The organism is Dyadobacter sp. CY356 (assembly GCF_021440195.1).
Lineage (GTDB): Bacteria > Bacteroidota > Bacteroidia > Cytophagales > Spirosomataceae > Dyadobacter.
In genome coordinates, this window is record NZ_JAJTSZ010000001.1 from 1,204,640 (window position 1) to 1,225,793 (window position 21,154).

Sequence of the window (21,154 nt, forward strand, 5' to 3'; positions counted from 1 at the left end):
CATCAAAAACCTCGGAGCCAACTTCGGAGTAAATTCTTGGGTAGTTTACACTTTGTATTCAAATTTCAATAATCGCATAAGCCCTAATATTAGCCCATATATAAAGTGTCTGGTTGATAAGGTTTATCTTTTAACACACTCATTACAAAAACGTTAGTCGTATATTTTCACTATAATAAGTTTCTGTTATAATAGTATTTATTTTATTAATATTTGAATACTTTTGATTTTCTTTAAGAACGGCGTTCATTTTCCTATTTTTTAACTATCCTGTATTTGCTTCTTTTATGACTAGAAAATTACTTCTTAATTGTGTTATTCTTGGTTTGCTTATTTTTAAAGTGAGTTTGACCTTTTCCCAACCAACAACGTTATCGCCAGGCGATATTGCCTTTACTGGTTTGAACGAAACATCCAGTACAGTGAACGGTGCAGCTTCAAACCGTGATTTTAGTTTTGTCTTGTTAAAGAACATCAAATCAGGAACCATCATATATTTTACCGATTTTGGCTGGAGAAGTGATAGTCCTGCCTTCCAGACGGCCAATCCTTGTCCATCACAGGTTCAGGGAAGTGGAGCTTTGACAGATGGCGTCATCCGTTGGACAGCATCTACTGATATGAATTACGGAACACAGGTGCTAATTCGGTGTCAATATGCTCCAACAACAAATTTAGGTTCTGTAGTAGGGTTTCAGGCCACCTACAATAGTACTCTTCCAAGTTCTACCGCGCCTCAATATGTTACAATGTCAGTTTCTGGTGAAAGCGTATTCGCCTATCAGGGAAGTTTGGCAGTACCAACTTTAATAGCAGCTCTGAACTCTTCAACAAATGGTTGGGCATCCACCTTATCAAATTGCGATTTCAATCCAACACTATCGACGCTCCCGTCAGCATTAAATGCCAATAATTTTGCATTTTCGTTGACACCTGCGCAGGGTATTCAAAATATGCAATTTAAGCCAACGGTAACTATTCCAGCGACGGCGTCTGATGCACGGGCAGTAATTGCTGACAAAAATAACTGGAATTTTTCGGCTGCTACTGCATACTCCCTTCCAGGAGCAAATCCTTTGCCGGTTCGCCTGATATATTTGAATGCGAATGCCAGCGAAAATGGCGATGTTCTTCTTCACTGGAAGGTAACAGAGGCAGTGAATTTTAGTGGCTTTCAAATAGAGAAAAGTCTGGACGCTAAAACTTTCACATTGCTTGCAGAAATCAGCTATAAGGATGGCCAGGAAAACTATTCATATACGGATAATCTTAAAGTTAATCACAAAGGTCCATTATACTACCGGCTGAAATTAAAAGACCAGGATGAAAGTTTCGCTTTTAGCCAGATATTAAGCGTAGAAACAAAAGGTAATGATCCACTTTATTTTGCATATCCTAATCCCTTTTCACAGCAAATAGAAGTCGTTTCGGAGGATAATGAAAACACCTTTGTATCGGTAAGGTTAATTAATAGCAAGGGCGTTAGTATAATTACAAGGGATCTAATGGTAAAAAATCGGAAAATTAATTTGCACATTACAGAAAACATACCTGCCGGAATTTACATCCTGGCTGTGGACACCAAAATGGGGCTGCAGAGAATTAAAATGGTTAAAAGTATCTGATCTTGTTGTTGTCCAACTGTTGATGCGCCAGTTGCAATGATTTAATTCGGTTCTACTATAAGCATATAGAGGGTGTCTCAATTTTAAATTGAGGCATCCTCTTTGTTTTGTATTCATATTTTTCATTTGGTGATTGAAAAAAACGCCATTCAATTCTACAGATCTTTATTAAAAAAAACCGATGAGCAATACAGAGATCTTTTGCTATCCAGAAAACTCATGTAATAAGCCAGATACTCAGCAGACTATAACCGATCAACTATATTAATAAATAGAAAATGGAAACATCTAAGAGAACCCAGTATGTAAGTATGGCAGCTGCCGCACTATTTATTACAATTGTTTGTATTCAGGGCTTCCGCTTTATTAGTTTGCCTCCGGTAATCATTGTCGGTGGTTCTGGGGTTATCGGCTTTATTATGTGGTACAGAACCTATCTGAAATATCCGGTAGATCCAAAAATGATCTTGCTCTTATCTCTCGTTACAATTGCTGCATTAGAAATACATATGTGTGAGGAGTACCTGACAGGTTTTGGCCCATCTATGAGCCGTTTGTTCAATATTATATGGACTGAAAAAGGCTTTCTGTTAGTATTTGCGTTCATTAGGCCCGTTCTTTACAGCATGACTGCACTTGGTTTATGTTACTGCGTACCAATAGCAGGCTTTATTGCTTGGTTTATTTTCATCGGACCGGGCGTGGCAGAGTTCACACATTTTATTTTCCCACTGCTCAAACCCGATAATTGCGGGAAGTAACCCAAAGCTTATCACAGGATGTAAAAGGAATTTTTATATCCGGCATGCATAATTATTGGCTTAACGTGACGGGCAAATACTTTTTTTCGGGGATGTATACTGCCGTTCTGCCGATGATACCCGGAATCTGGGAATTATTTCAATGATCAAAGCCGCCAAAAAAGTAAGGGTTTTACAACAAGGCTAATTGAACACAATGATATACGAATCAGAATCACTAATGAGTGATATAGCGGGCGTAAATAGATAGGAACCTGCACTTTATGAACGTAGTGCATAGTCAAGTATTGTCGCTACGACAAAATTTACTGTAGATTTACCAAAGCCACTATTTACGTGTTGCAAACCAGCAAAACCTTTTGCCTATCAGATAATCAGTTATATTACAACAGGTCCTTGTTCAAATATTTCTTCGACTATCTCGTGTGGACCGCTACCGGTTATCAAGATTACAGATTGTATTTTTCTTTTCTTTTTTTGGGTATAGTTAATATAGCTACGAGCGAGATGTCTGTTTGGATGTTAATAATTCAGATTCTTTTGCTGTAATTAGGTGGTTTTTGGCTCCTGTTATTTTTCTATGATAGGATTTAGGCAAAACAACCTATTTGAGGCACGGCGCTGATTTTGGAATTAGAAATAAGGATATTTCTTTAGTATGATCTGCTAAGAATGTTTTCAAACAAAAATTCCAATGTCATGTCAGTAAAAAGTAACGCTTCCAAAGAGCTTAATACGCATAGGTGAGGGGAAAGCACTGCTCGGGTCAAGACTAAAAATAGTCTATCAAGACATGTGTATAAAAGAATTCTAGAAAAGAGTGATTTAATCACCCTTTTCTAGTGAACTAATTGCCAAAGCGGTATCCAACAGAAAACCGTAGCACTCTGTTTTTGGAGGAATAATCTTCTTCCGTCACAGCAGATGTGTTTGAAAGCCCTAGGTCATATGATAAACCGAGCTGTATCATGTTAAACTCTACACCTGTACCAAAGGTAACGCCTACTTCTGTACGTTTATACATATCATCATCATTTGATCCCCAGACCACTTTTTCATCAACTTTTTGGCCGCCAACATCTGCTTTGATTTTCCCGGATAATCCGATACCCAGGTATGGCCCTGCTGTGGCGAAAATTCTCATATCATTTTCCATCTTTTGAGAAACCTTCAAATTGACGGGTATATCAATATAATTGAGACGAATACTTGCATCAATGTCGGTGCCCAAAAGGGTTTGTTTGTACTTTGCCCCCTTTTGATCGAATACAAGTGCTGGCTCCACAGCAAGCCAGGTGTTGATTGGAAATGCCACTGCCATTCCAACATGGAAGCCGGGATTCATGTTGTAATCCGGATTAATACCCCCGCCGCCTTTTTCTTTGACATTGCCTAGATTTAAACCGGCTTTGGCGGTAAATGTCTGAGCCTGGGAGTGTGAAATGAAAAGAGTGGCTGTAAGCAGCAAAAGAAAGGTTAATTTGTTTTTCATCGCATGATTAGGTGAGTAGATATAAATTGGAAAATTAAGATTCAGGACATAAGTGGAAATATAAACCAGTTTTTTATGAACTAAGTATCTGCAAGTCGACAGCGAAATATAGTAAATATTCTAAATCCAGTTTATCACTGCTGCGTTAAATTTTTATATTTAATTAAGTCGGTTGTTTACAATTTAGTTGATCTCTAAAATTCTTTAGACGGCTTTGGTAAAAGGTAAATGAGTTGAGTGTTCACTTGTTTCTTCTTACGCAGTACCACATAATCCGTGTGTTATTATCCAAACTCTCTAAGGATTACGACATATCGATGCAATAAGCTTTTAATCAAATAAAAATTATAGTGGCGATATACGGCGGAAATTGGGGCCATTTATGCCAAAAAATGCAGTCTGATTCAGAGCGGTGGCGTGTGAAGTCCAAAGATTAATAAATTGTTATGCTTTTCAGATTTATCTATTTAGGACTGCGGCATGCTTAATTTTAGTTTCTAACTACTCACAATCATATGTTGCAAAAAATTACTATTCCCGGCATCACTTTATTTGCCCTTTTTGTGATCGGTTGTACCGATCACGATATTGAGGGGCCTGTCACAGAAAACCCGGCTTCTTTTAAAGAAGTGGCCGCAGTGGATCTTGGAGGTACAGCTGCCTCTGAAATATCGGCTTACGATCCGGCGACAAAACGCCTTTTCACCGTTAACAATGAAGCCTCAGCGCTTGTAGATGTGCTGGATCTTTCTTCTTTTCCTACAATTACAAAGCTGCAGCCGATCAATGTTTCAGCATTGGGTGGTGTTGCCAACAGCGTGGCAATTTCTGAGGGTAAACTAGCGATTGCCCTGGAAGCAACAAACAAGCAAGCTAGTGGCAGTGTGATTGTAGTCAATACAAGCACACTTGCTCAGATCAAACAAATCCAGGTTGGATCATTGCCTGATATGGTAACATTCAGCCCTGACGGAAGATACATCGTAACAGCCAACGAAGGTGAGCCCAGTACGGATTATAAGGTTGATCCGGAAGGTTCCGTTTCAATTATTGATATCCAGGACAACTACGCTGTGAAAACATTGACATTTGGTGGTTTTGCCAGTTCTTATTCCCAACTGGCTGCCAGCGGCTTCCGTATTTACGGCCCGAATGCCAGTTTTGCACAGGATGTAGAGCCAGAGTATGTTGCGGTTTCTCCCGATTCTAAAAAGGCGTATGTGACGCTTCAGGAAAATAATGGTATTGCCGAAATTGATCTTGTCAACGGGGTTATTTTAAAAATTAATCCTTTGGGCACCAAGGATTTTAATATCCTGTCAAATGCAGTTGACCCAAGTGATAAGGATAATAAAGTTGAACTTGGACAATGGCCAGTAAAATCGTTTTTTCTGCCTGATGCCATTTCGTATTTTACAGCAAACGGAACCGGGTATCTAATCACTGCCAATGAAGGTGATGCCCGTGAGTATACTGCTTTTGATGAACAGGTCCGGGTGAGTTCTTTAAAACTAGACCCTTCCATATTTCTTAATGCTGCTGCCCTTAAACTACCGGAAAATCTTGGACGTCTGCGGATAACTAATACGCTTGGTGATACAGACAAGGATGGCGACTATGATGTCCTTTATGGTTTTGGAGGAAGAGGTTTTAGTATTTTTAATGCTGCCAGCGGCCAGCTTGCCTACGAGTCTGGAAAGGGATTAGAACAAGAAGTTATCAAGGCTAATATTTATGATGATGATCGTTCCGACGATAAGGGTGTAGAGCCCGAGGGCGTGACAGTTGGAATTATGAATGGAAAACCAATCGCTTTTATCGCACTTGAACGCGTTGATGCCATTGCAGTTTATGATTTGAGTGATCCTGCAAGTCCAAAATTTTTACAGATGATCAAAACAGGTGATGCCCCGGAAGGAATTTTATTTGTGGCCGCTGACAAAAGTCCAAATGGAAAAGTAATGCTGGTTTCAAGTAATGAGGGAGACGGCACGGTTAAGTTTTATCAGCCAAACTAAGACAATCTTTAAGAGGATATAGTAATAGTGAAATACTGGATAGCCCTTAAAGGGGCTTGTCCAGTATTTTTTTTGTAAATAAATTAGGTTTAAGCGTAAAGTTATAAACGGATTTCCCTGATTCTGTAACTGTTTATTTAACGCGCGTTTTTTGCATACAACATGATGAAAGATCGAATGACAGATTTAACTATTTTCGGTGTGCATGTACAAAACACTCATTGAGCATACTGCCGTCGTCATACAATCTCAAAACTGCATATCTTTGGGCCTTACCCTATTTTGATGCGGTAAGTTGTCAAGTAATTATTCAAGAAATAGTTTGCTATGAATGGAAGATGACGGAAAAAAATATGGGCAGTAAAATTATTTTTGAAGAGACAAGCATCTTGATCTGAAAGTACTTAAAAAAAATCTCCCTGGCAAATGGCCAGGAAGATCCAGAAAACAAGATCCACAAATCAAGTTACTTTCTGATTATCTTTCAAATTCAAGCTTAACTTTTTCGTAAAGGCTAAGAACCTGGTTGGTTAATGCAATACATTCCTGTGAGCTCATCTTGTCTATGGTATTAATAATTGCATTCGCGCGGATCAATCCATCACTGCCAATACTGGGACCATATTTTTTAATCTGCCCGGTAATATCCTCCCATTCACCTATTAAAGAATCTGAAAAGTATTTTGGCGTAATAATGTTAAAATAACCTGCCTGAGATTTCAGATTTTGTTTTACCTGCTCACCAACCGTACTCAGTCCAGCGCTGAGTTTGGATAACTCTGTATAAACAAAAATATTTGATTGGTGCATAGTAAACAGAATTTTAAATTATTAACAACACAAACCATTGAAAGGACCAGATGTATTTGTTTAACAACTTTCTTTGTTGTCAATACAAAGCTAGTAAACCGCAATTCAATATGATGTAGGCAGATTATGCATTTGTTGTAGTATTAATTCGAAAAGCAGAAAGGGCTAGCCCAGGTAATGGTTAGCGAGGTCGCAATGCCTTAATTATGTCTCAGCAGACAAATTTCTGCCAAGAAGCGATCATTTTTCTTCGGTCTTTTCAAAGCTAATGGTTCTGGTAAGCACCTGCTGCCCGCCGATCTGCTGATAATATTCTTCCAGGTAATGAGCATTGTCCAGTATTGTTAATATCTTTCGATTTGATTTAATACGGCCGGGAACTAGCTCTTCATCCCAGTCGTAAATAAATGCTTTTTTATTGGGATCGAAAGTTCCCTCCTGCATTTGAATACCGCTGCCAATGTGGTTGTTGATTGAAATGGTCACGAATTTTCCTTTTACATTGTCATATCCTTCAATAAGAAGGTTTTGATAATTACCTTCTTGAAGCTTACCATCTGCTACAGGAAGGGCTAGTTTACCACCTGTGATCTCAATACTATAAAAGCGTCCGTCGTAAATGGGTGTCCTGGTGAGTATGCCCTTAACAAAAGGACGTTTGGGATCAGAGAATTTCCAGATGCCCGCAAGTTGATCAAGAAGCATGTGATATTTCCCAGGTCCAGAATAAGCAAGCATAAGCTTCATATCATCATTGCGTTTTCTTGCAGTATCTGAAACCGTTGCTTTTTGAATTTCCTGTGAAAAGCATGCTGTCGCCGAAAAAACAGATATCAACATTAATGCTGCGCACATGGTTTTGCATAAGCATCTTTTCCTGATTGGTAATACTATGGTTTGGTTTACAGAGATTGGGAGTACAGATCTTATGAACATATCACTTTATAATTGTCTAAGATATTGTTTTAGATGCTTAATGATTTGAATGCGAGTTTATTAGCAAAAATTGAATGAAACAAGGATTTCACCCAGAGCAGTATCAATAATCCGGGTAGTACTGATTCAAGCCGCAAATAGATAACCATTCTGCTGATATTCATCGAAAACTGCAAGATTATGATTTTGTTAACATCCTTTCTGATGTATCAAAATCTTTCAAACCCGTAAATTATTTCCCGAAACCATGCCGGGGATAAACCAGTACCTTCTGAGACAGCCCGTAAAATATATATCATCTTGCCACCAAGTGTGAAGGCCGTTCGCTTGATGCACAATGCTCAATAAATACAGCAGAGGGACACTTTCTATGACTAGCTTTCCTTGGCATTAAAATATAGGCATGAACAATTCCTGTTGCAGCGCGAAGGGAATCATTCGTTCTGGCTTTGGCGCAAATCAATATTATATTCCGTTCTTATTTATGGCATATAGCTATCTGCATCTGAAAGTTATTTGTTCAAATCGTAGGCTCAAAATTTAAGATCTTTTAAGCTATGTTGAAAGACAGATTAAATAAGTTAATTTGCCTATATATTTACTAGACTTACTATACTTAATTTGCCACCAACAAAGATTTGTAAAGAGCTTCGGATATCCAGGCGAATCTTTGCTTTATTTCAACACGAATAATGGTGGTTTTTTCTGTATTGATCTATTGATACCGCACTATTAATGACGATAACAAGCGGTCTGTGGTTAACAAATGAGTTGTTTTTTCCTTTTTCATACTCAACCCCAACATGTATCTTCGGCGTTTTGGGTGGCATCACTTGATGAAATGGCCAAATCGATCAAACAGGTATCAGAGATTGAACTGGGGATAAATAAGATTTGAGGCTGGCAGTTTAGATGATTTTAAACCAATTTTAGTAAAAACATGTCTAAGATTAGAATATTTTCCAGTGTACTGATTCTGTGTCTGATTAATGGCTTTGTTGTAATTGCTCAGAGTAAGATAGCTGAAAGTAGGAAACATCCAAACATAATTATCATCCTGACTGGACAAAACAAAACAGCCAGATTATAGCTTTGGAAAAAGAAAAAACCCGAACTGAGCTGGATCTGCTGAAACTACAACTCAACCCACATTTTTTCTTTAACACCTTAAATAATCTTTATGCGCTGAGTCTTCAGCAATCCCCAAAAACACCGGAAAGTATTCTTCAGCTTTCGGAGTTAATGCGGTATGTCATCTATAAAGGTCAGCAGCCGCTGGTGCGTATTGAGGAAGAAGTAAGATATCTGACGGATTATCTGCACTTGCAGCAGCTCCGGCTTAGAAAAAATCTGGATCTGCAATTTGAAAAAAATAAGATTGAAAGTCAGCAGACACTGGCTCCGCTGCTACTGATTGTTTTGTTGGAAAATGCGTTCAAACATGGGATCGAAGTTTCCGAAGACGCTGCATTTTTGCGTCTGGAACTTTCATGTGAAAATGAAAGGCTTTATTTCCGCTGTGAAAATTCTTTTGAGCCTCAGCCATCCAATGAAAGCGGGATAGGATTGTCAAATCTTAAAAGACGACTTTTGCTGCTGTATCCTGAAAAGCACAGACTTGATACCTTTATAAAAAATAATACCTTTACCGCTGTTCTCGAACTTGATCTATCATGAAAATGCGTTGCCTGATTGTTGATGATGAGCCACTTGCCCATGATGTGATACTTAATTATATCAACGAAGTGCCGTTTTTAGAAACAGCAGGCCAATGTTACCGCGCTACGGAAGCGTTGGAATTTTTAAATAAATCAGAAATTGACCTTATTTTTTTGGACATCCGGATGCCGAAATTAAGCGGTCTGGATTTTCTTAGAACGCTCCAAAAACAGCCGCTTGTAATAATCACTTCCGCCTACGAACAACACGCGCTGGAAAGTTTTGATCTGGATGTATGTGATTATCTGCTCAAACCTTTCCGTTTTGAGCGTTTTCTAAAAGCGTGCAATCGTGCGCTCACTCGGTTTAATATGAGCAAAGAAAACAGTTATCCGGCTCCAACAGAAGAATTTGTCAAAACCGGTGAGCCAGCGGGAATTTACCTGAAATCAGATAAAAAATTTGTGTTGCAGCAGCTGAATAGGATTCTTTATCTGGAAAGTCTGGGCAATTATGTCAAGGTGTGGGAAGGGGCTGGATTTATATTAACACCCAGAACGTTAAGCAGTTTTGAAAGCCAGCTACCAGCTGACAACTTCGTACGTATTCACAAGTCCTATATTCTTAATAAACGCTTTATCCATTTCATTGAAGGTAATTCGATTCATCTGAAAAACGGAAAAGAGCTGCCCCTTGGCAAAAACTATAAGCATGTTTTGAAAGCACTGCTGACAGATGCAGGGTTATGAGATTTTGAACTCATAGCTGGTCTCCGCTTCAAGGGCAATCGCCAGGTGTTCGGCACCGCAAGGATCTCCTGTCTTTGCCAGAAATTACCCAGGCCATGCCGGTGCGTTAGATATTATTTTATAGAGCAGTACTTGAAACAGTGCCCCACCGGGTTTGCGGCAGATCAGGCAGCTATATCACCCGATGGCAAAAATTGAAAGCAAGTGTATAGGAGTTGAGTCTAACCGCTTCATTTTAAACGGTTAATGATTCTATTTGTCCAATTTTTATTAATGACTGCATCAAGCAGGCACCTGGCGCAATCAATATAGGATAGGCATTAAAGGTACTAAATCCCGCAAAACTCTGTGCAGTGAATAAACTGTATGAAGGTCAAAAATTGATCATCAGTTGAATACTCATATTTGTGATTAAACCATTTTAAGCGGACTGCCGTTAAAATTTGTACTTTTGTAATCACATAGTTACAATCTATATAATACCAAAGTAATCCAGATATGAGTATTCCGCGTTTTGGCTTGCACCTGTTTTTGTGTCTGTTCTGTGGAGTTGTTACTGCCCAGGTTTCACCTCCTGGACTAGATGGTACGCGCTTTGTTTTTTGGGGAGCTGTTGGCTTTAGTCAGACATTGAATCAAAAACTTACACTGTCGATGTATGCGGGAGGTGCTACAATGAGTGATCCTGACAGCTGGTCTTTACTTCATAAATCCGGCATTGCAGTATACAATCACGAATTTCAGTATAAATTCAACCCAACCTGGCAGGTTTCCATAGCAAACAGTTTGCGCCTTCAAAGCCTTTATACCGATGAGTATCCTTTTAAAAAGGAAGATCCGTCTTACCGATTTGAACTGAGACATTATGCCCGGTTGTACTATAAGCAGCAGTATAGAAGACTGTCCATGAACTATTCCTTTCGTCCTGAGCTTAGAACTTTTTATTCACCGGACTGGCATCTTTCTTCGCGTCCGGTCGAACTGCGTTTTCGTTTAAAAGGGCAAGCCAGTCTTCCACTAAATGAGAGTAAAACAAATCTTATTATTGGTGCCAACGAGTTACTAAGTGCGATCGATGAGTATAATTCATCCTTACCTTCTGAGCCCCGTCATTCCTAGTCATCCTATCATTTTACCGAGGACCGATTTTCATTATTTTTCAGGCATGTTTTTAAAGAACCGGATCTGATCCTTGATCTTGGATTAATGGAGCAGTTCAAATCCGGAGATATGATGAATCCGGTTTCGTACCTGTCTTTGGATGTAATTTTCCAAAATCCCTTTTCCCAAAATTAAGCTGACTATTTTATAGACGAAATAGTTACCTACTCAGTGCGGCTGCTCATCTTCAAATACTGACGTTTTGAAAAGTTGCCTTTTCGGATCTGCTCTTCGGACATGATTCCGTAGGCCCCAAGGATAGGCTTTCAAGTATATGCAAGCGCATATTTGCGCGTGCGATCATGCGAAAATCAGCAAATTTACTTTTTGAGCCACTACTGTTGCTTGTATGCATGATGGCCCAAACATCTTCGGTTATGGGCGGGTCGTTTCTGAGAGAAGGATAGAAATAAGGTAACTAGCTATCTGTGGACATCTTTTTAAAAGGAAATCCCGGTTAATAAAGAAGGTTGGATTGTGTCAGGGTGCATTGGATTTCTGACTAATCAAAATTCATGCACCGGTGCAGGATTTGTCTTTGCTCTCACCACCAGGTAATCCAACATCTTCTGGTAGTCCGTATTGACCGAGATCGTGTCAGCAAACTGATGCAGTTCAGCGGTGGTCATTGCAACACCGACGGTATATCCACTTGTCATTTCCTGCCCAAAATATAATGCTCCGGGCTTCTGGAAAAACCGGAAGAACATACATTGGCCATCAGAGAGAACCAGTACGTCGTTATGCTTTCTTTTAAGCCAGCTATTTTCAACCAGTTCGCTAAGTGCTTTTAAACTCTGCCCGGCGGCGTTCTCACAATTTTTTACACGCAAAGTTTTAATATGGCTAGAATCAACCAGATACCATATAAAACTGGCAAAAACAAAAAGCAAAAACCCCAGTAAGACACCTTTAAATATACTCCAAATCATGATTTTTTGTATTTGCCAGATTATGTGTAGGAGATAATCATACGCGGGCTAATAATCAAGGTAGTCAGAAAATATATTGGTTATTTAAAATGTTGAAAACTTTTTATCACAAAACTGCTCCCATGTTATATGAAGGCCAAAAATGTTATGAGCTCACTGCCGACTATTCTATATCATTCAAAATACCGGAGCATCGTCTTTTGTTTTAGATCCATATTGATAATCAGTCTCTTTGGGTATCAGCGCTACTTCATATTTTAAATTCCATTCTTTGATGTATTCTAAAATTGGTAAAAACGCCAGGCCTTTTTCAGACAACTTATATTCTACCCTTGGCGGCAGTTCCTTATAGGCCAATCTTTCTAATAATCCATCTTCTTCCAGTTCTTTTAACTGTTCTGTTAGTACTTTTCTTGAAATGTGTGGCACTATGGCATGTAACTGACCAAAGCGAATACTACGGTTGCCAAGTACATTTATAATCATCGGTTTCCATTTATTACCGATAGTGCCAATGGCTCTGGTAAACGGGCAATTTGAATTGCAAAATCTGTCGTCTCTCATCTTTTAAAATTTGTGGTTACCTACTAGTAACCAGAACAGCCAATAATAGTTCCAAAGCTAAACTAATGATAGTTCCTTTGTGAAACTAATATAAAACAAACCAGCAAATGAGTAGATTAAAAAACAAAGTAGCCGTGATAACAGGTGGTAATAGTGGGATTGGATTTGGTATTGCCCAGGAATTTAAAAATGAAGGTGCCGTAGGCGCTATTGTCGGTAGAAATCAGCAAACCTTAGACAGTGCTGTGGCTGAATTGGGCGGTAATTTTATTGCTATAAACGCCGATGTAACCAAGCTTTCTGACCTGGAAAGCGTCTTTAAAGAGACATTCGAAAAGTTTGGTAAGATAGATGTGCTTGTAGCCAATGCGGGTGGTGGAACCGTAGGAACTGTGGCAAATCTGGGAGAAGCCGAATTTGACAAGACCATTGATTTAAATCTGAAAAGTGTTTACTTCACTGTTCATCATGCACTGCCTTACATCAACAATGGTGGTTCTATTATTCTTATCGGGTCAAATGCAGCCCACCGTGCATATCCGTCTTTTACGCTCTACGGTGCTGCAAAAGCGGCTGTAATATTTTTTGCAAAGGGTTTTTCAAGCGATCTTTTAGATAGAAAAATCAGGGCCAATGTTATAACACCAGGTACAACCGATACACCGGCATTTGACAAGTTTGTTCCGGCAGAACAAATTGAAGGTATAAAAAAACACTTTGCAAGTGAAATGCCAATAGGCAGAATCGGGCAGCCATCTGACATTGGCAAAACAGCGGTTTTTCTGGCTTCTGATGATTCTTCGTTTTTGCTTGGTGCCGAGCTGCTCGTTGATGGTGGTATGACCTATTTATCTAAATAATTGACCCAGTGCGGCGTGCGTATGTACCATGCCGTTAAATAATAATACATTTCAAAATGAGCAAATCAGAAAACAACGTAGCAAGCTACGCAATTATCGGTTTCGGTAAGATCGGCCGCGCGCTGGCGAAGGCATTTGCCCGTAGCGGCATTGAAGTATTGGTTGCAACCACGCGCGAGCCGGGTAGCTTTACATCCGATGCGGCCGCGATCGGACCCGGAATTATTCCCACAACACTGGCCGAAGCGGTCAAAGCGGAGATCATCTTTTTGGCTGTAGGTTTCGCGTCGCACCCGGATGTAGCCAGGGCACTGCCCAGTTGGCATGGGAAGACTATTGTCGATGTGACCAATGCCTACGGTGTTTCCCTTCAGAAGTTGGGATCAGAACCTTCGGGTAGGGTGGTTGCCCAGGCATTCACCGGCAGTAGACTCGTTAAGGGCTTCAATCATTTAGCTGCTGGCATCCTTGAACAGGATCCGGCTGTGCATGGTGGCAGAAGAGTCGTGTTTCTGGCAAGCGACGATGACAGTGCTGCTACGCTGATAGGTGGGCTTGCGGAAAAACTTGGTTTTTCACCAATCAATCTTGGCGGGCTTTCCCAGGGCGGACTGCTAGTGCATGCACGTGGAAATAGTTGGGGTCAACTAATCTTTAAGGACCTGGTCAAATTTGACTGATAAATCGCTAACAATAATTTCAAAAGAACAATGAGTAAATTAGAAAACAAAGTGGCGGTTATTACCGGTGCTTCAAAAGGTATAGGTGCATCTATCGCCAAATATTTCGCCTCAGAAGGCGCAAAGGTTGTTGTAAATTATGCTTCAAGTAAAGATGGGGCAGATAAAGTGGTTAAGGAAATAACCGACCATGGGGGAATAGCCATCGCGGTACAGGCCGATGTGTCGAAAGAAGCCGATGTAAATAGGCTTTTTGAAGAAACAAACAAGGCTTTCGGCGCGCTGGATATCTTGGTTAACAACGCGGTCTTTCAGCAGTTCCTGCCTATTGAACAGGCATCGGAAGAAGCTTTTCATCAGCATTTCAATGTTAATGTTTTGGGCCCTGTACTTACTATTCAAGCAGCCATGAAACTGTTTAGCGGTAAGGGTGGCAATATCATCAATATCAGTTCAGGAGCGAGTAAGACGCCGATGGCGGGAGTCTCGTTATATTCTGCAACGAAGGCTGCACTGGATGCCATAACGATTTCCTTGTCGAAAGAACTGGGAGCAAAAAACATTCGTATCAATTCTATTTTGCCGGGTGCTACCCAAACAGAAGGTGCACAAAGTGCTGGCGTTACCACTGGCAGTGAATATGAAAAAATATTTATTGCCAATACTCCGCTTGGCCGCAGAGGGCAGCCCGAAGATATTGCCAAAGCAGCCGTATTTCTTGCTTCCGATGATGCAGCCTGGATTACCGGAGAGCAGCTTTCAGTTTCGGGTGGTATGTATGGTTTTTGATTCAACGGAGAGGGATTATCGGCTGAGGAAAAGTTCAGCGACTTCGCACTGTATTAAGTTGTTTTTAGACGTATAATTTTCAAGTCCCTGTTTCCGTAAGAAGCAGGAATTTTGTTTTTTTTGATAACTTTATCAGAAAGAATAACATTTTTACAGGCAATGAGACTTTCAAAGATGCGTAACTACAACTGGTGTTGTCTTTTAATCGTTTGCTTTTCCAAAGAACTTTTGCTTTGGACTGTCTTTTTTAATAAAGCTTTTCACAGCTTCTGCCAGCTCAATCGGGTAGTCGGATTCAATGATCGAGGCGCCGTCTTTGGCAATGGAAATATATGCCTCTTTTCGTTCTTGTGCACTTTGAAGTTTGTCATAGGAAGATGCCGCAGAAATCATGCACATCGCACCGGCTTTGTTAAGCAGGCCGTATAATTCCTGATTTTCGGGTTTCACCAGTGGACCAATATAAGCAATCAGCTGGGTGAACGGAACGCGGGCTTTTTGGTAACTTTCAAATTCTGCTTTGCTTTTAATAAAGGCCGAAAATGTGCTGTTTGGATTGTCTTTTAGATAAAATACCGCTTCCTGTGGTTTATGTACAGTCATCATCACATACGAATCTGCCTTAAGGCGGCGAATCAATGCGGCAGTCATTTCCAGTGGCACATCCTTATGATCCAGATTAAGAATCGTTTTGCCGCGTCCCCATTCAATCACTTCGCTTAGCGTTGGGATCGGGTAATCAGTCACATTTCCTTCGGCATCTTTTAACCTGAATTGTTTTAGCTCAGCGAATGTGTAATCCGAAAGTTTTCCCTTTCCGGTCGTAGTGCGGTCCAGCGTAGGATCGTGCAAGAGCACAATCACGCTGTCTTTTGTCAGCCTGGGATCGATCTCGAAAAATGCCGGCGTGTGCTTTAATGTATTTTCAAAGGTGGCAATAGAGTTTTCCGGAAAACCTTTCACCATTCCACCGCGGTGCGCTGCTATGAGCAGTACATCATTTCCTGTAAATTTAAAGAACGCGTGAAGGTCTTTTGCGGATTTTAGTTTGAATACATTCATTGTATTCTGAGCATTCGCGGCATTTATTGTAGCGTGAAGCAGCAAAACGGTAAAAGCAGAAAGTAAAATAGACTTTTTCATAACAATCGATTGGTTATATCAAAGGTATTGTATTGATCGCCGTAAACAGTTCAAAAGTTTCAAAGCCGCTAAATTAGAGTTCTTTTGGGAAAGAATTAACGACTTTGCGATGCTACTGTATAAATAGCTTAATAAGATACTTTTTACCTTGTCAGTCAAGGAGACTTGAATCAAGTTACTGATCATTTTGCCCGCAGATTAGTTGTAGTTCCGGGATATTCCGGCCTTGTGCTTCGGGTTTTTTAGAAGTTTGTGCCTTATTAAGTACAGTTTGGTTCACCGGGTAAATTAATTTTTAGTGAAATCGGATGTTCAGGTATTTCCCACAAGAAAGCCCATAGGGATAAAAGCTGCTTTGGTTGAGCTTATAACATGATGTCATTCTCCCACCATCTGTCGCTGGACTCTGTCGTTTTAAATAACCGAAATTCAGGTTTTTTAGAAGTCTCTTTCTGAAATAACTGCACATTTACTGTATAGTAACCTGGTTTTAAATACAGAGCAAAACTTTTCATTCCGGATTTAGGGCTCTTGGCATTGTCAATAAGCAGTGTTTTTTGGATTAAGACTCTTGAACCGTCAGGCGCGTCTACGGCAAAAATGAAATATCCGTCCTGATGTACTTGCAGCGTTTTCTTTATTAAATAGATTTTACTAGTAGACTGACTCGTAGTGCTGTCAGAATAATCTTTTTGCAGTGAAGTTGCTGGATCAATATCTTTCAAAGGTGGCAGCTCTTTCCAAACACCTTTTGAGATATAATGCATCGAGAGTGTATCTGCAATCTTTGCGGGTTGGATATCATTTCCAAGACCTGTTCTGTTAAAAAACAGATTCATCGAGCGCTCATACTGCTGCCGGGTAGCTAAATTCTTAATTTTTAAAGTTGTCGGATTTGAAATCACTATTGGATTATCAGGCGATAATCTGCCGGATTTTTCATCAGGCTCTTTTCCGTCCAGTGTAAACCGAACAGCAGGATTTTTATTTGTTATATACAACCGGAGCGGTTTGCCAGGCTGTACGACTGCCTTCTGAGGAATAACATCGAATTTTTCTGGGCTAAAACCTGCATAACTAAACCTGATCGCATCGTAAAACGCCTTGTACTGCAAGCTGTAATGGGTTTCGTTTTTATAGGTTTTTACCTGCCATTTTATTGAACCTGCGGCTTTTGTCTTCAAGGCTTCTTTAAAATAGTATCCACCATTGGCTTTAAAAGAGTAGTCATTGGTGGCGATGAAAAGAACCGTTTTTTTACTCTTTAAACCCGGCAGTTTTTTGATGGCCAGCTTTGTTACATACGCATCGTTCCAGTCCAGATTTGGATCACAGGTAAGATAAGCCTGAAATGTATCAGGTGCTGTCAAAAAGGCATAAATCGTAAATAAGCCACCAAGAGAACTACCGAGTAGGCTTCTGCTTCCATTATTAGGGTATTTGCGGTCAACAAACTGAAAAAGCTCTTTTTGAAGGAAAGATAAAAATGAATCGTAGCCGGCTGAGTTCTCTTTGATAAAAGGTTCAAAATCACGGTTCCTCTGATTTACGCCTCCTATATAGGTGTTGGGAATCAGAACTAAGATTGTATTAGGTGCAAACCCTGCAGATTTTGCAAACCCGTAAGCATCTGGCAGTAGTTTGGTATACCATTCTCCATCAAGCATATACAACACATCGTAGGTATCGTTAAGTGTTGCATCATAATCTTTTGGTAATAAAACCTGGATTTTCCGGGTTTCTTTTAATGATAACGAAACAAGTGAGTCATTGTGAAAGAAGTCAGTCTGGGCACTGGCATTGCCAGAGGATATTGCAAAAAGGGCAAGCAATAACACGATTTGATTTAACATCTGAGAAGAGAATATGGCGTTGATTTACTAATTGGCGTTCGGGAGCTGAATCTTTTTGATAGATCCAAAATAGATTACCAATTAGCTCCACTGACAGGTAGATGACCAAAGCAGCCGTCTGGTTGCATAAGCTGGTAAGAAATAATGTTGAATGTGTTGCACCAAATGGCTAGCAAGAGGAGCCATACAGTTTTTCAATAACGGGGGGAATTATAAAATTGCCAATAGAGCCTGATCAGAACCAAGGCAAAAATCTGGATTTGGTATTTGCAGGGAAGCGACATTGCGCCAAGCCTGAAAGCTATGTGCATGGGTTGCATTAATTTGTCTTACATCGCATCGTACAGGTTATAATCCAGAGCCAATGGTGCAATCATTCACATATTTGCAGACACACCCTGGCAGGTTTGGCTTAAATACTCAGTCGTGAGCGGTTTGGAAAAAAAGCCGCTTACCATATCATGTTCTTCTGCTTTTTTGATATCAGATGGATCTATCGAAGAGGATATAATATAGATATGAAAGTGTGAAAGATAATTCAAATTCAGTGCTTTAAGCGCCTCTAAAAACTCCCAGCCATTCATTCTTGGCATGTTGATGTCCAGAAGCACCAATGTGTTTAGCTGTTTTGGTGAAGTGTCATTTAATTGCGCAATGAAGTCTAATGCCACTTCGGGATCAGTGTACACATGAAGCTGTACATCTTTGGTAAACCGGTTAATGACGAATTTAGAGACAAGATTATTAATCTTATCATCATCAATAACGATGAAACGCTGATAAACACTGGCAGGATTGGTTTGAGAAATCATAATATCTGTTAAGTAAGAGTAATCTTTAAACGGTGACCGTTTTTATTATTTTCTGGTTAAAATAAAGTTTGAAAGTTGTGCCGATACCAACCGTACTTTCTACTTCTATACGTCCGTTCATAGCCTCGATCTGAGTTTTGGTTATATACAAACCCAGTCCTCTTGAATCGTTATTTTTATGGAATGTTTTGTACATACCAAAAAGCTGATCTCGGTATTTTTCAATATCAATACCCAATCCATTATCCTGAAATGTCAAAACTTTGTATTGTTCCTGCGCGTTGAGACTGATCGTAATTTGCAGGTCCCGCTCCGGTGATTTGTATTTAACCGCGTTGGTGATCAGATTCAGTATAATACTTTCAAAATACGCCGGGTTGGTCTGCATGACCTGGTTTTCTTCAAATTTATAATCAATCTTGGTACCCGCCCTGTTAAGCAGTATTTGAATACTTTGTACGATCCGGTTAATTTGTTCAAAAACATTAACCTCAACAATAGGAAGGCTCGTATGCGCCTGTATGGATATGATTTCGTTAAGATTACTTAAAATTTCATTCAGACTTGTGGTGCTTTCCTGGATCAGACCCAAAGCCAGATCATGGTCTGCCAGTTCCTGACTAATGTTTAGAATACCAAGAATATTCGCTACATGCGAGCGGATATTATGCGAAATAATATAGGTGAAATTCACCAGTCGTTTGTTCTGCTCAGCAGCCACATCAACCATGTTGCGCAGTTCCTCCTGTTTCAGAATCAGTGGCGTAATGTCATGGCCTATACAAAGAAGTTCTACCGGATTGCCTAGTTCGTCTTTGAGAATTTTAAACTCCCACTGCGTAAAAAGAGCCCCATTGGGAACTGGTTTTCTAAGCATTACCCAGTGTGATTGATCCGGCTGAGCAAAACAGCGTTCCACTGTTTCTATACAGATAGCATGATCTTCGGATAAAATCAGAGACAGAGAATTTTTTCCGATATACTCCTCGGGCGTAACACTTAGCATTTTACAGAAGAAGGGATTCAAATACGAATAGTTGCCCTCCAGATCTGTTTTGATGATATAAAACGAATTGTTTTCAATGATCGATCTGAAATAAGCGTCATCATTTTGAGATTGTTTAACATTGCCTGTATTCTCTTCACCCAAAATGTTTTCCTCTGTCATACCCTGGCAAAAAATAAGTTGTGATGGTAAATTTTATCAATAGCCCGTAAGTGTAAAACGCCTTCGTGAAAAATATTGCCTGTTGTGTACAACAATAATTACCTATGCCAGAATCATGCCTTGCCCAGCTTTGCGTTGACGCTGCTTGGCAAATCAGTTCAGGGAATTCAAAATAATAACACAGCAAATTGGGGATATGCAGTTCATACAAGCTACGGCCGTGGGGCTATCACCAAATAATAAGAATAATTATTTGTTTGGCCTGAAAAAGCAATGAATAGATTTTAACCTATTTTGATTTTATATTCATTTTCTGGTAACCAGGTGTTGACTATTTAAAATAATTGTTGTTTTTACTCTACACTTTATCTGGTAGTGTGGATTAAGAAATATTTTCTTGGTGTTGCACCGAAATCAGATGCTCATGTTGGTATAAACTAGCAATGATCAAAAATGTGCTGGCAGGTCCAGATTTTTCGGGGAATATATTCTGATTATGTAGCCGGGTTATAAAGCAAGGTTTAATACTGTCCTAACCGGGATATTTCATTTATTTTGTTTGCAGGTTTTAAAAAAGGGCATCAGCCGAAATGTTTTAATATTAACCATTACTGATACTTACATTTTAAAGCATCACACGGATCATATCTATAAAGTGCTTCAAGCATGCAGCGGTGCGGTGGGTTTGCATTAATATAAACAGTACCAAGATTTTGAAGGTATTTACCAAGGTGAGTCAAATGTCTGTTTTTTGGTATAAATGATATGACATTGGTTATTGCAGTAAGAAAGAAGAGAAAGAGCACAGGAAGATCCGGAACCTTTTACTAAATATTTCTCATATCAGATTCTGAATCTGATGTAAGAAATATAGTTGTACTAATCTACAAAACGAAAAATGACTGGATCTGCTTGCAGCAGAATGCGTGTAAAAAAGCCCTCCCAATGTAAATACTGGGAAGGCGCTACTGCTTTGGCTGTGAGAAATATAAAATTTATCTAAGATAATAATACTTTTGTGCTAAATCACTATTTGTAAAAGTTAGATTATTTAACGGTAAAATGCAGTTTTCTTTTCGTGAAAATTATCATTTCACAAAGATTTATGGGGTCTATAAATCAGCTTGTACCTTAATAAACAA

At 39.6% G+C, this 21,154-nt stretch carries 18 protein-coding genes; 9 read left to right on the forward strand and 9 right to left on the reverse strand.

Translation table 11 applies throughout. From position 1 onward, the window contains the following. Positions 1-287: 287 nt before the first annotated feature. Positions 288-1,625, forward strand: a complete 1,338-nt coding sequence (locus tag LXL81_RS05015; RefSeq protein ID WP_234645612.1) for a T9SS type A sorting domain-containing protein — start codon at positions 288-290, stop codon at positions 1,623-1,625. A 278-nt stretch (positions 1,626-1,903) separates the two neighbouring features. Next, positions 1,904-2,386 (forward strand): hypothetical protein, encoded by a 483-nt coding sequence (locus tag LXL81_RS05020; RefSeq protein WP_234645613.1) that lies wholly within the window; start codon positions 1,904-1,906, stop codon positions 2,384-2,386. Positions 2,387-3,233: 847 nt separating this feature from the next. On the opposite strand, the gene LXL81_RS05025 is transcribed toward LXL81_RS05020, so the two are convergent. Further along, entirely contained in the window at positions 3,234-3,878 is a 645-nt protein-coding gene (locus LXL81_RS05025) for a porin family protein (protein WP_234645614.1), read from the reverse strand. A gap of 515 nt (positions 3,879-4,393) precedes the next feature. Here LXL81_RS05025 and LXL81_RS05030 point away from each other — a divergent pair. Then, a complete protein-coding gene (locus tag LXL81_RS05030) occupies positions 4,394-5,896 on the forward strand; it encodes a choice-of-anchor I family protein (RefSeq protein WP_234645615.1) in 1,503 nt (500 codons plus the stop codon). A 477-nt stretch (positions 5,897-6,373) separates the two neighbouring features. On the opposite strand, the gene LXL81_RS05035 is transcribed toward LXL81_RS05030, so the two are convergent. Beyond that, complete coding sequence (locus tag LXL81_RS05035) at positions 6,374-6,706, reverse strand: hypothetical protein (protein WP_234645616.1); 333 nt, start codon at positions 6,704-6,706, stop codon at positions 6,374-6,376. Positions 6,707-6,946: 240 nt separating this feature from the next. Next, positions 6,947-7,561 carry a DUF1579 family protein gene (locus tag LXL81_RS05040; protein WP_234645617.1) on the reverse strand — a complete coding sequence of 205 codons (615 nt, stop codon included), beginning with the start codon at positions 7,559-7,561 and terminating at the stop codon, positions 6,947-6,949. A 1,173-nt stretch (positions 7,562-8,734) separates the two neighbouring features. On the opposite strand from LXL81_RS05040, the gene LXL81_RS05045 reads away from it, so the two are divergent. From LXL81_RS05045 to LXL81_RS05055, 3 genes are all read left to right on the forward strand, one after another. Further along, positions 8,735-9,319 carry a sensor histidine kinase gene (locus LXL81_RS05045; RefSeq protein WP_234645618.1) on the forward strand — a complete coding sequence of 195 codons (585 nt, stop codon included), beginning with the start codon at positions 8,735-8,737 and terminating at the stop codon, positions 9,317-9,319. Then, the gene (locus LXL81_RS05050) at positions 9,316-10,050 is read left to right on the forward strand and encodes a LytTR family DNA-binding domain-containing protein (protein WP_234645619.1); all 735 of its coding nucleotides are present in this window, start codon (positions 9,316-9,318) and stop codon (positions 10,048-10,050) included. Before LXL81_RS05045 ends, LXL81_RS05050 begins: the two co-directional genes overlap by 4 nt. A 498-nt stretch (positions 10,051-10,548) precedes the next feature. After that, positions 10,549-11,169 carry a DUF2490 domain-containing protein gene (locus tag LXL81_RS05055; RefSeq protein WP_234645620.1) on the forward strand — a complete coding sequence of 207 codons (621 nt, stop codon included), beginning with the start codon at positions 10,549-10,551 and terminating at the stop codon, positions 11,167-11,169. Positions 11,170-11,717: 548 nt separating this feature from the next. On the opposite strand, the gene LXL81_RS05060 is transcribed toward LXL81_RS05055, so the two are convergent. Both LXL81_RS05060 and LXL81_RS05065 read right to left on the reverse strand, forming a co-directional pair. Further along, positions 11,718-12,143, reverse strand: a complete 426-nt coding sequence (locus LXL81_RS05060) for a hypothetical protein (RefSeq protein WP_234645621.1) — start codon at positions 12,141-12,143, stop codon at positions 11,718-11,720. A 177-nt stretch (positions 12,144-12,320) separates the two neighbouring features. Beyond that, entirely contained in the window at positions 12,321-12,707 is a 387-nt protein-coding gene (locus tag LXL81_RS05065; RefSeq protein ID WP_234645622.1) for a helix-turn-helix domain-containing protein, read from the reverse strand. Between the two features lie 107 nt (positions 12,708-12,814). Between LXL81_RS05065 and LXL81_RS05070 the strand changes: the two genes are divergently transcribed. From LXL81_RS05070 to LXL81_RS05080, 3 genes are read left to right on the forward strand one after another with little or no spacing between them, the layout of a single operon-like run. Further along, positions 12,815-13,567, forward strand: a complete 753-nt coding sequence (locus LXL81_RS05070) for an SDR family NAD(P)-dependent oxidoreductase (protein WP_234645623.1) — start codon at positions 12,815-12,817, stop codon at positions 13,565-13,567. Positions 13,568-13,623: 56 nt separating this feature from the next. Beyond that, on the forward strand, positions 13,624-14,247 hold the full coding sequence (locus LXL81_RS05075; RefSeq protein WP_234645624.1) for an NADPH-dependent F420 reductase: 624 nt from the start codon (positions 13,624-13,626) through the stop codon (positions 14,245-14,247). A gap of 30 nt (positions 14,248-14,277) precedes the next feature. Next, positions 14,278-15,036, forward strand: coding sequence for an SDR family NAD(P)-dependent oxidoreductase (locus tag LXL81_RS05080; protein WP_234645625.1), 759 nt, complete (start codon positions 14,278-14,280; stop codon positions 15,034-15,036). Positions 15,037-15,237: 201 nt separating this feature from the next. On the opposite strand, the gene LXL81_RS05085 is transcribed toward LXL81_RS05080, so the two are convergent. From LXL81_RS05085 to LXL81_RS05100, 4 genes are all read right to left on the reverse strand, one after another. After that, positions 15,238-16,179, reverse strand: coding sequence for a glycerophosphodiester phosphodiesterase family protein (locus LXL81_RS05085; protein WP_234645626.1), 942 nt, complete (start codon positions 16,177-16,179; stop codon positions 15,238-15,240). Between the two features lie 365 nt (positions 16,180-16,544). Beyond that, entirely contained in the window at positions 16,545-18,032 is a 1,488-nt protein-coding gene (locus tag LXL81_RS05090) for an alpha/beta hydrolase-fold protein (RefSeq protein WP_234645627.1), read from the reverse strand. 377 nt (positions 18,033-18,409) lie between these two features. Continuing rightward, positions 18,410-18,844, reverse strand: a complete 435-nt coding sequence (locus LXL81_RS05095; RefSeq protein ID WP_234645628.1) for a response regulator — start codon at positions 18,842-18,844, stop codon at positions 18,410-18,412. A gap of 25 nt (positions 18,845-18,869) precedes the next feature. Further along, positions 18,870-20,012, reverse strand: a complete 1,143-nt coding sequence (locus LXL81_RS05100; RefSeq protein ID WP_234645629.1) for a PAS domain-containing sensor histidine kinase — start codon at positions 20,010-20,012, stop codon at positions 18,870-18,872. Positions 20,013-21,154 lie beyond the last annotated feature (1,142 nt).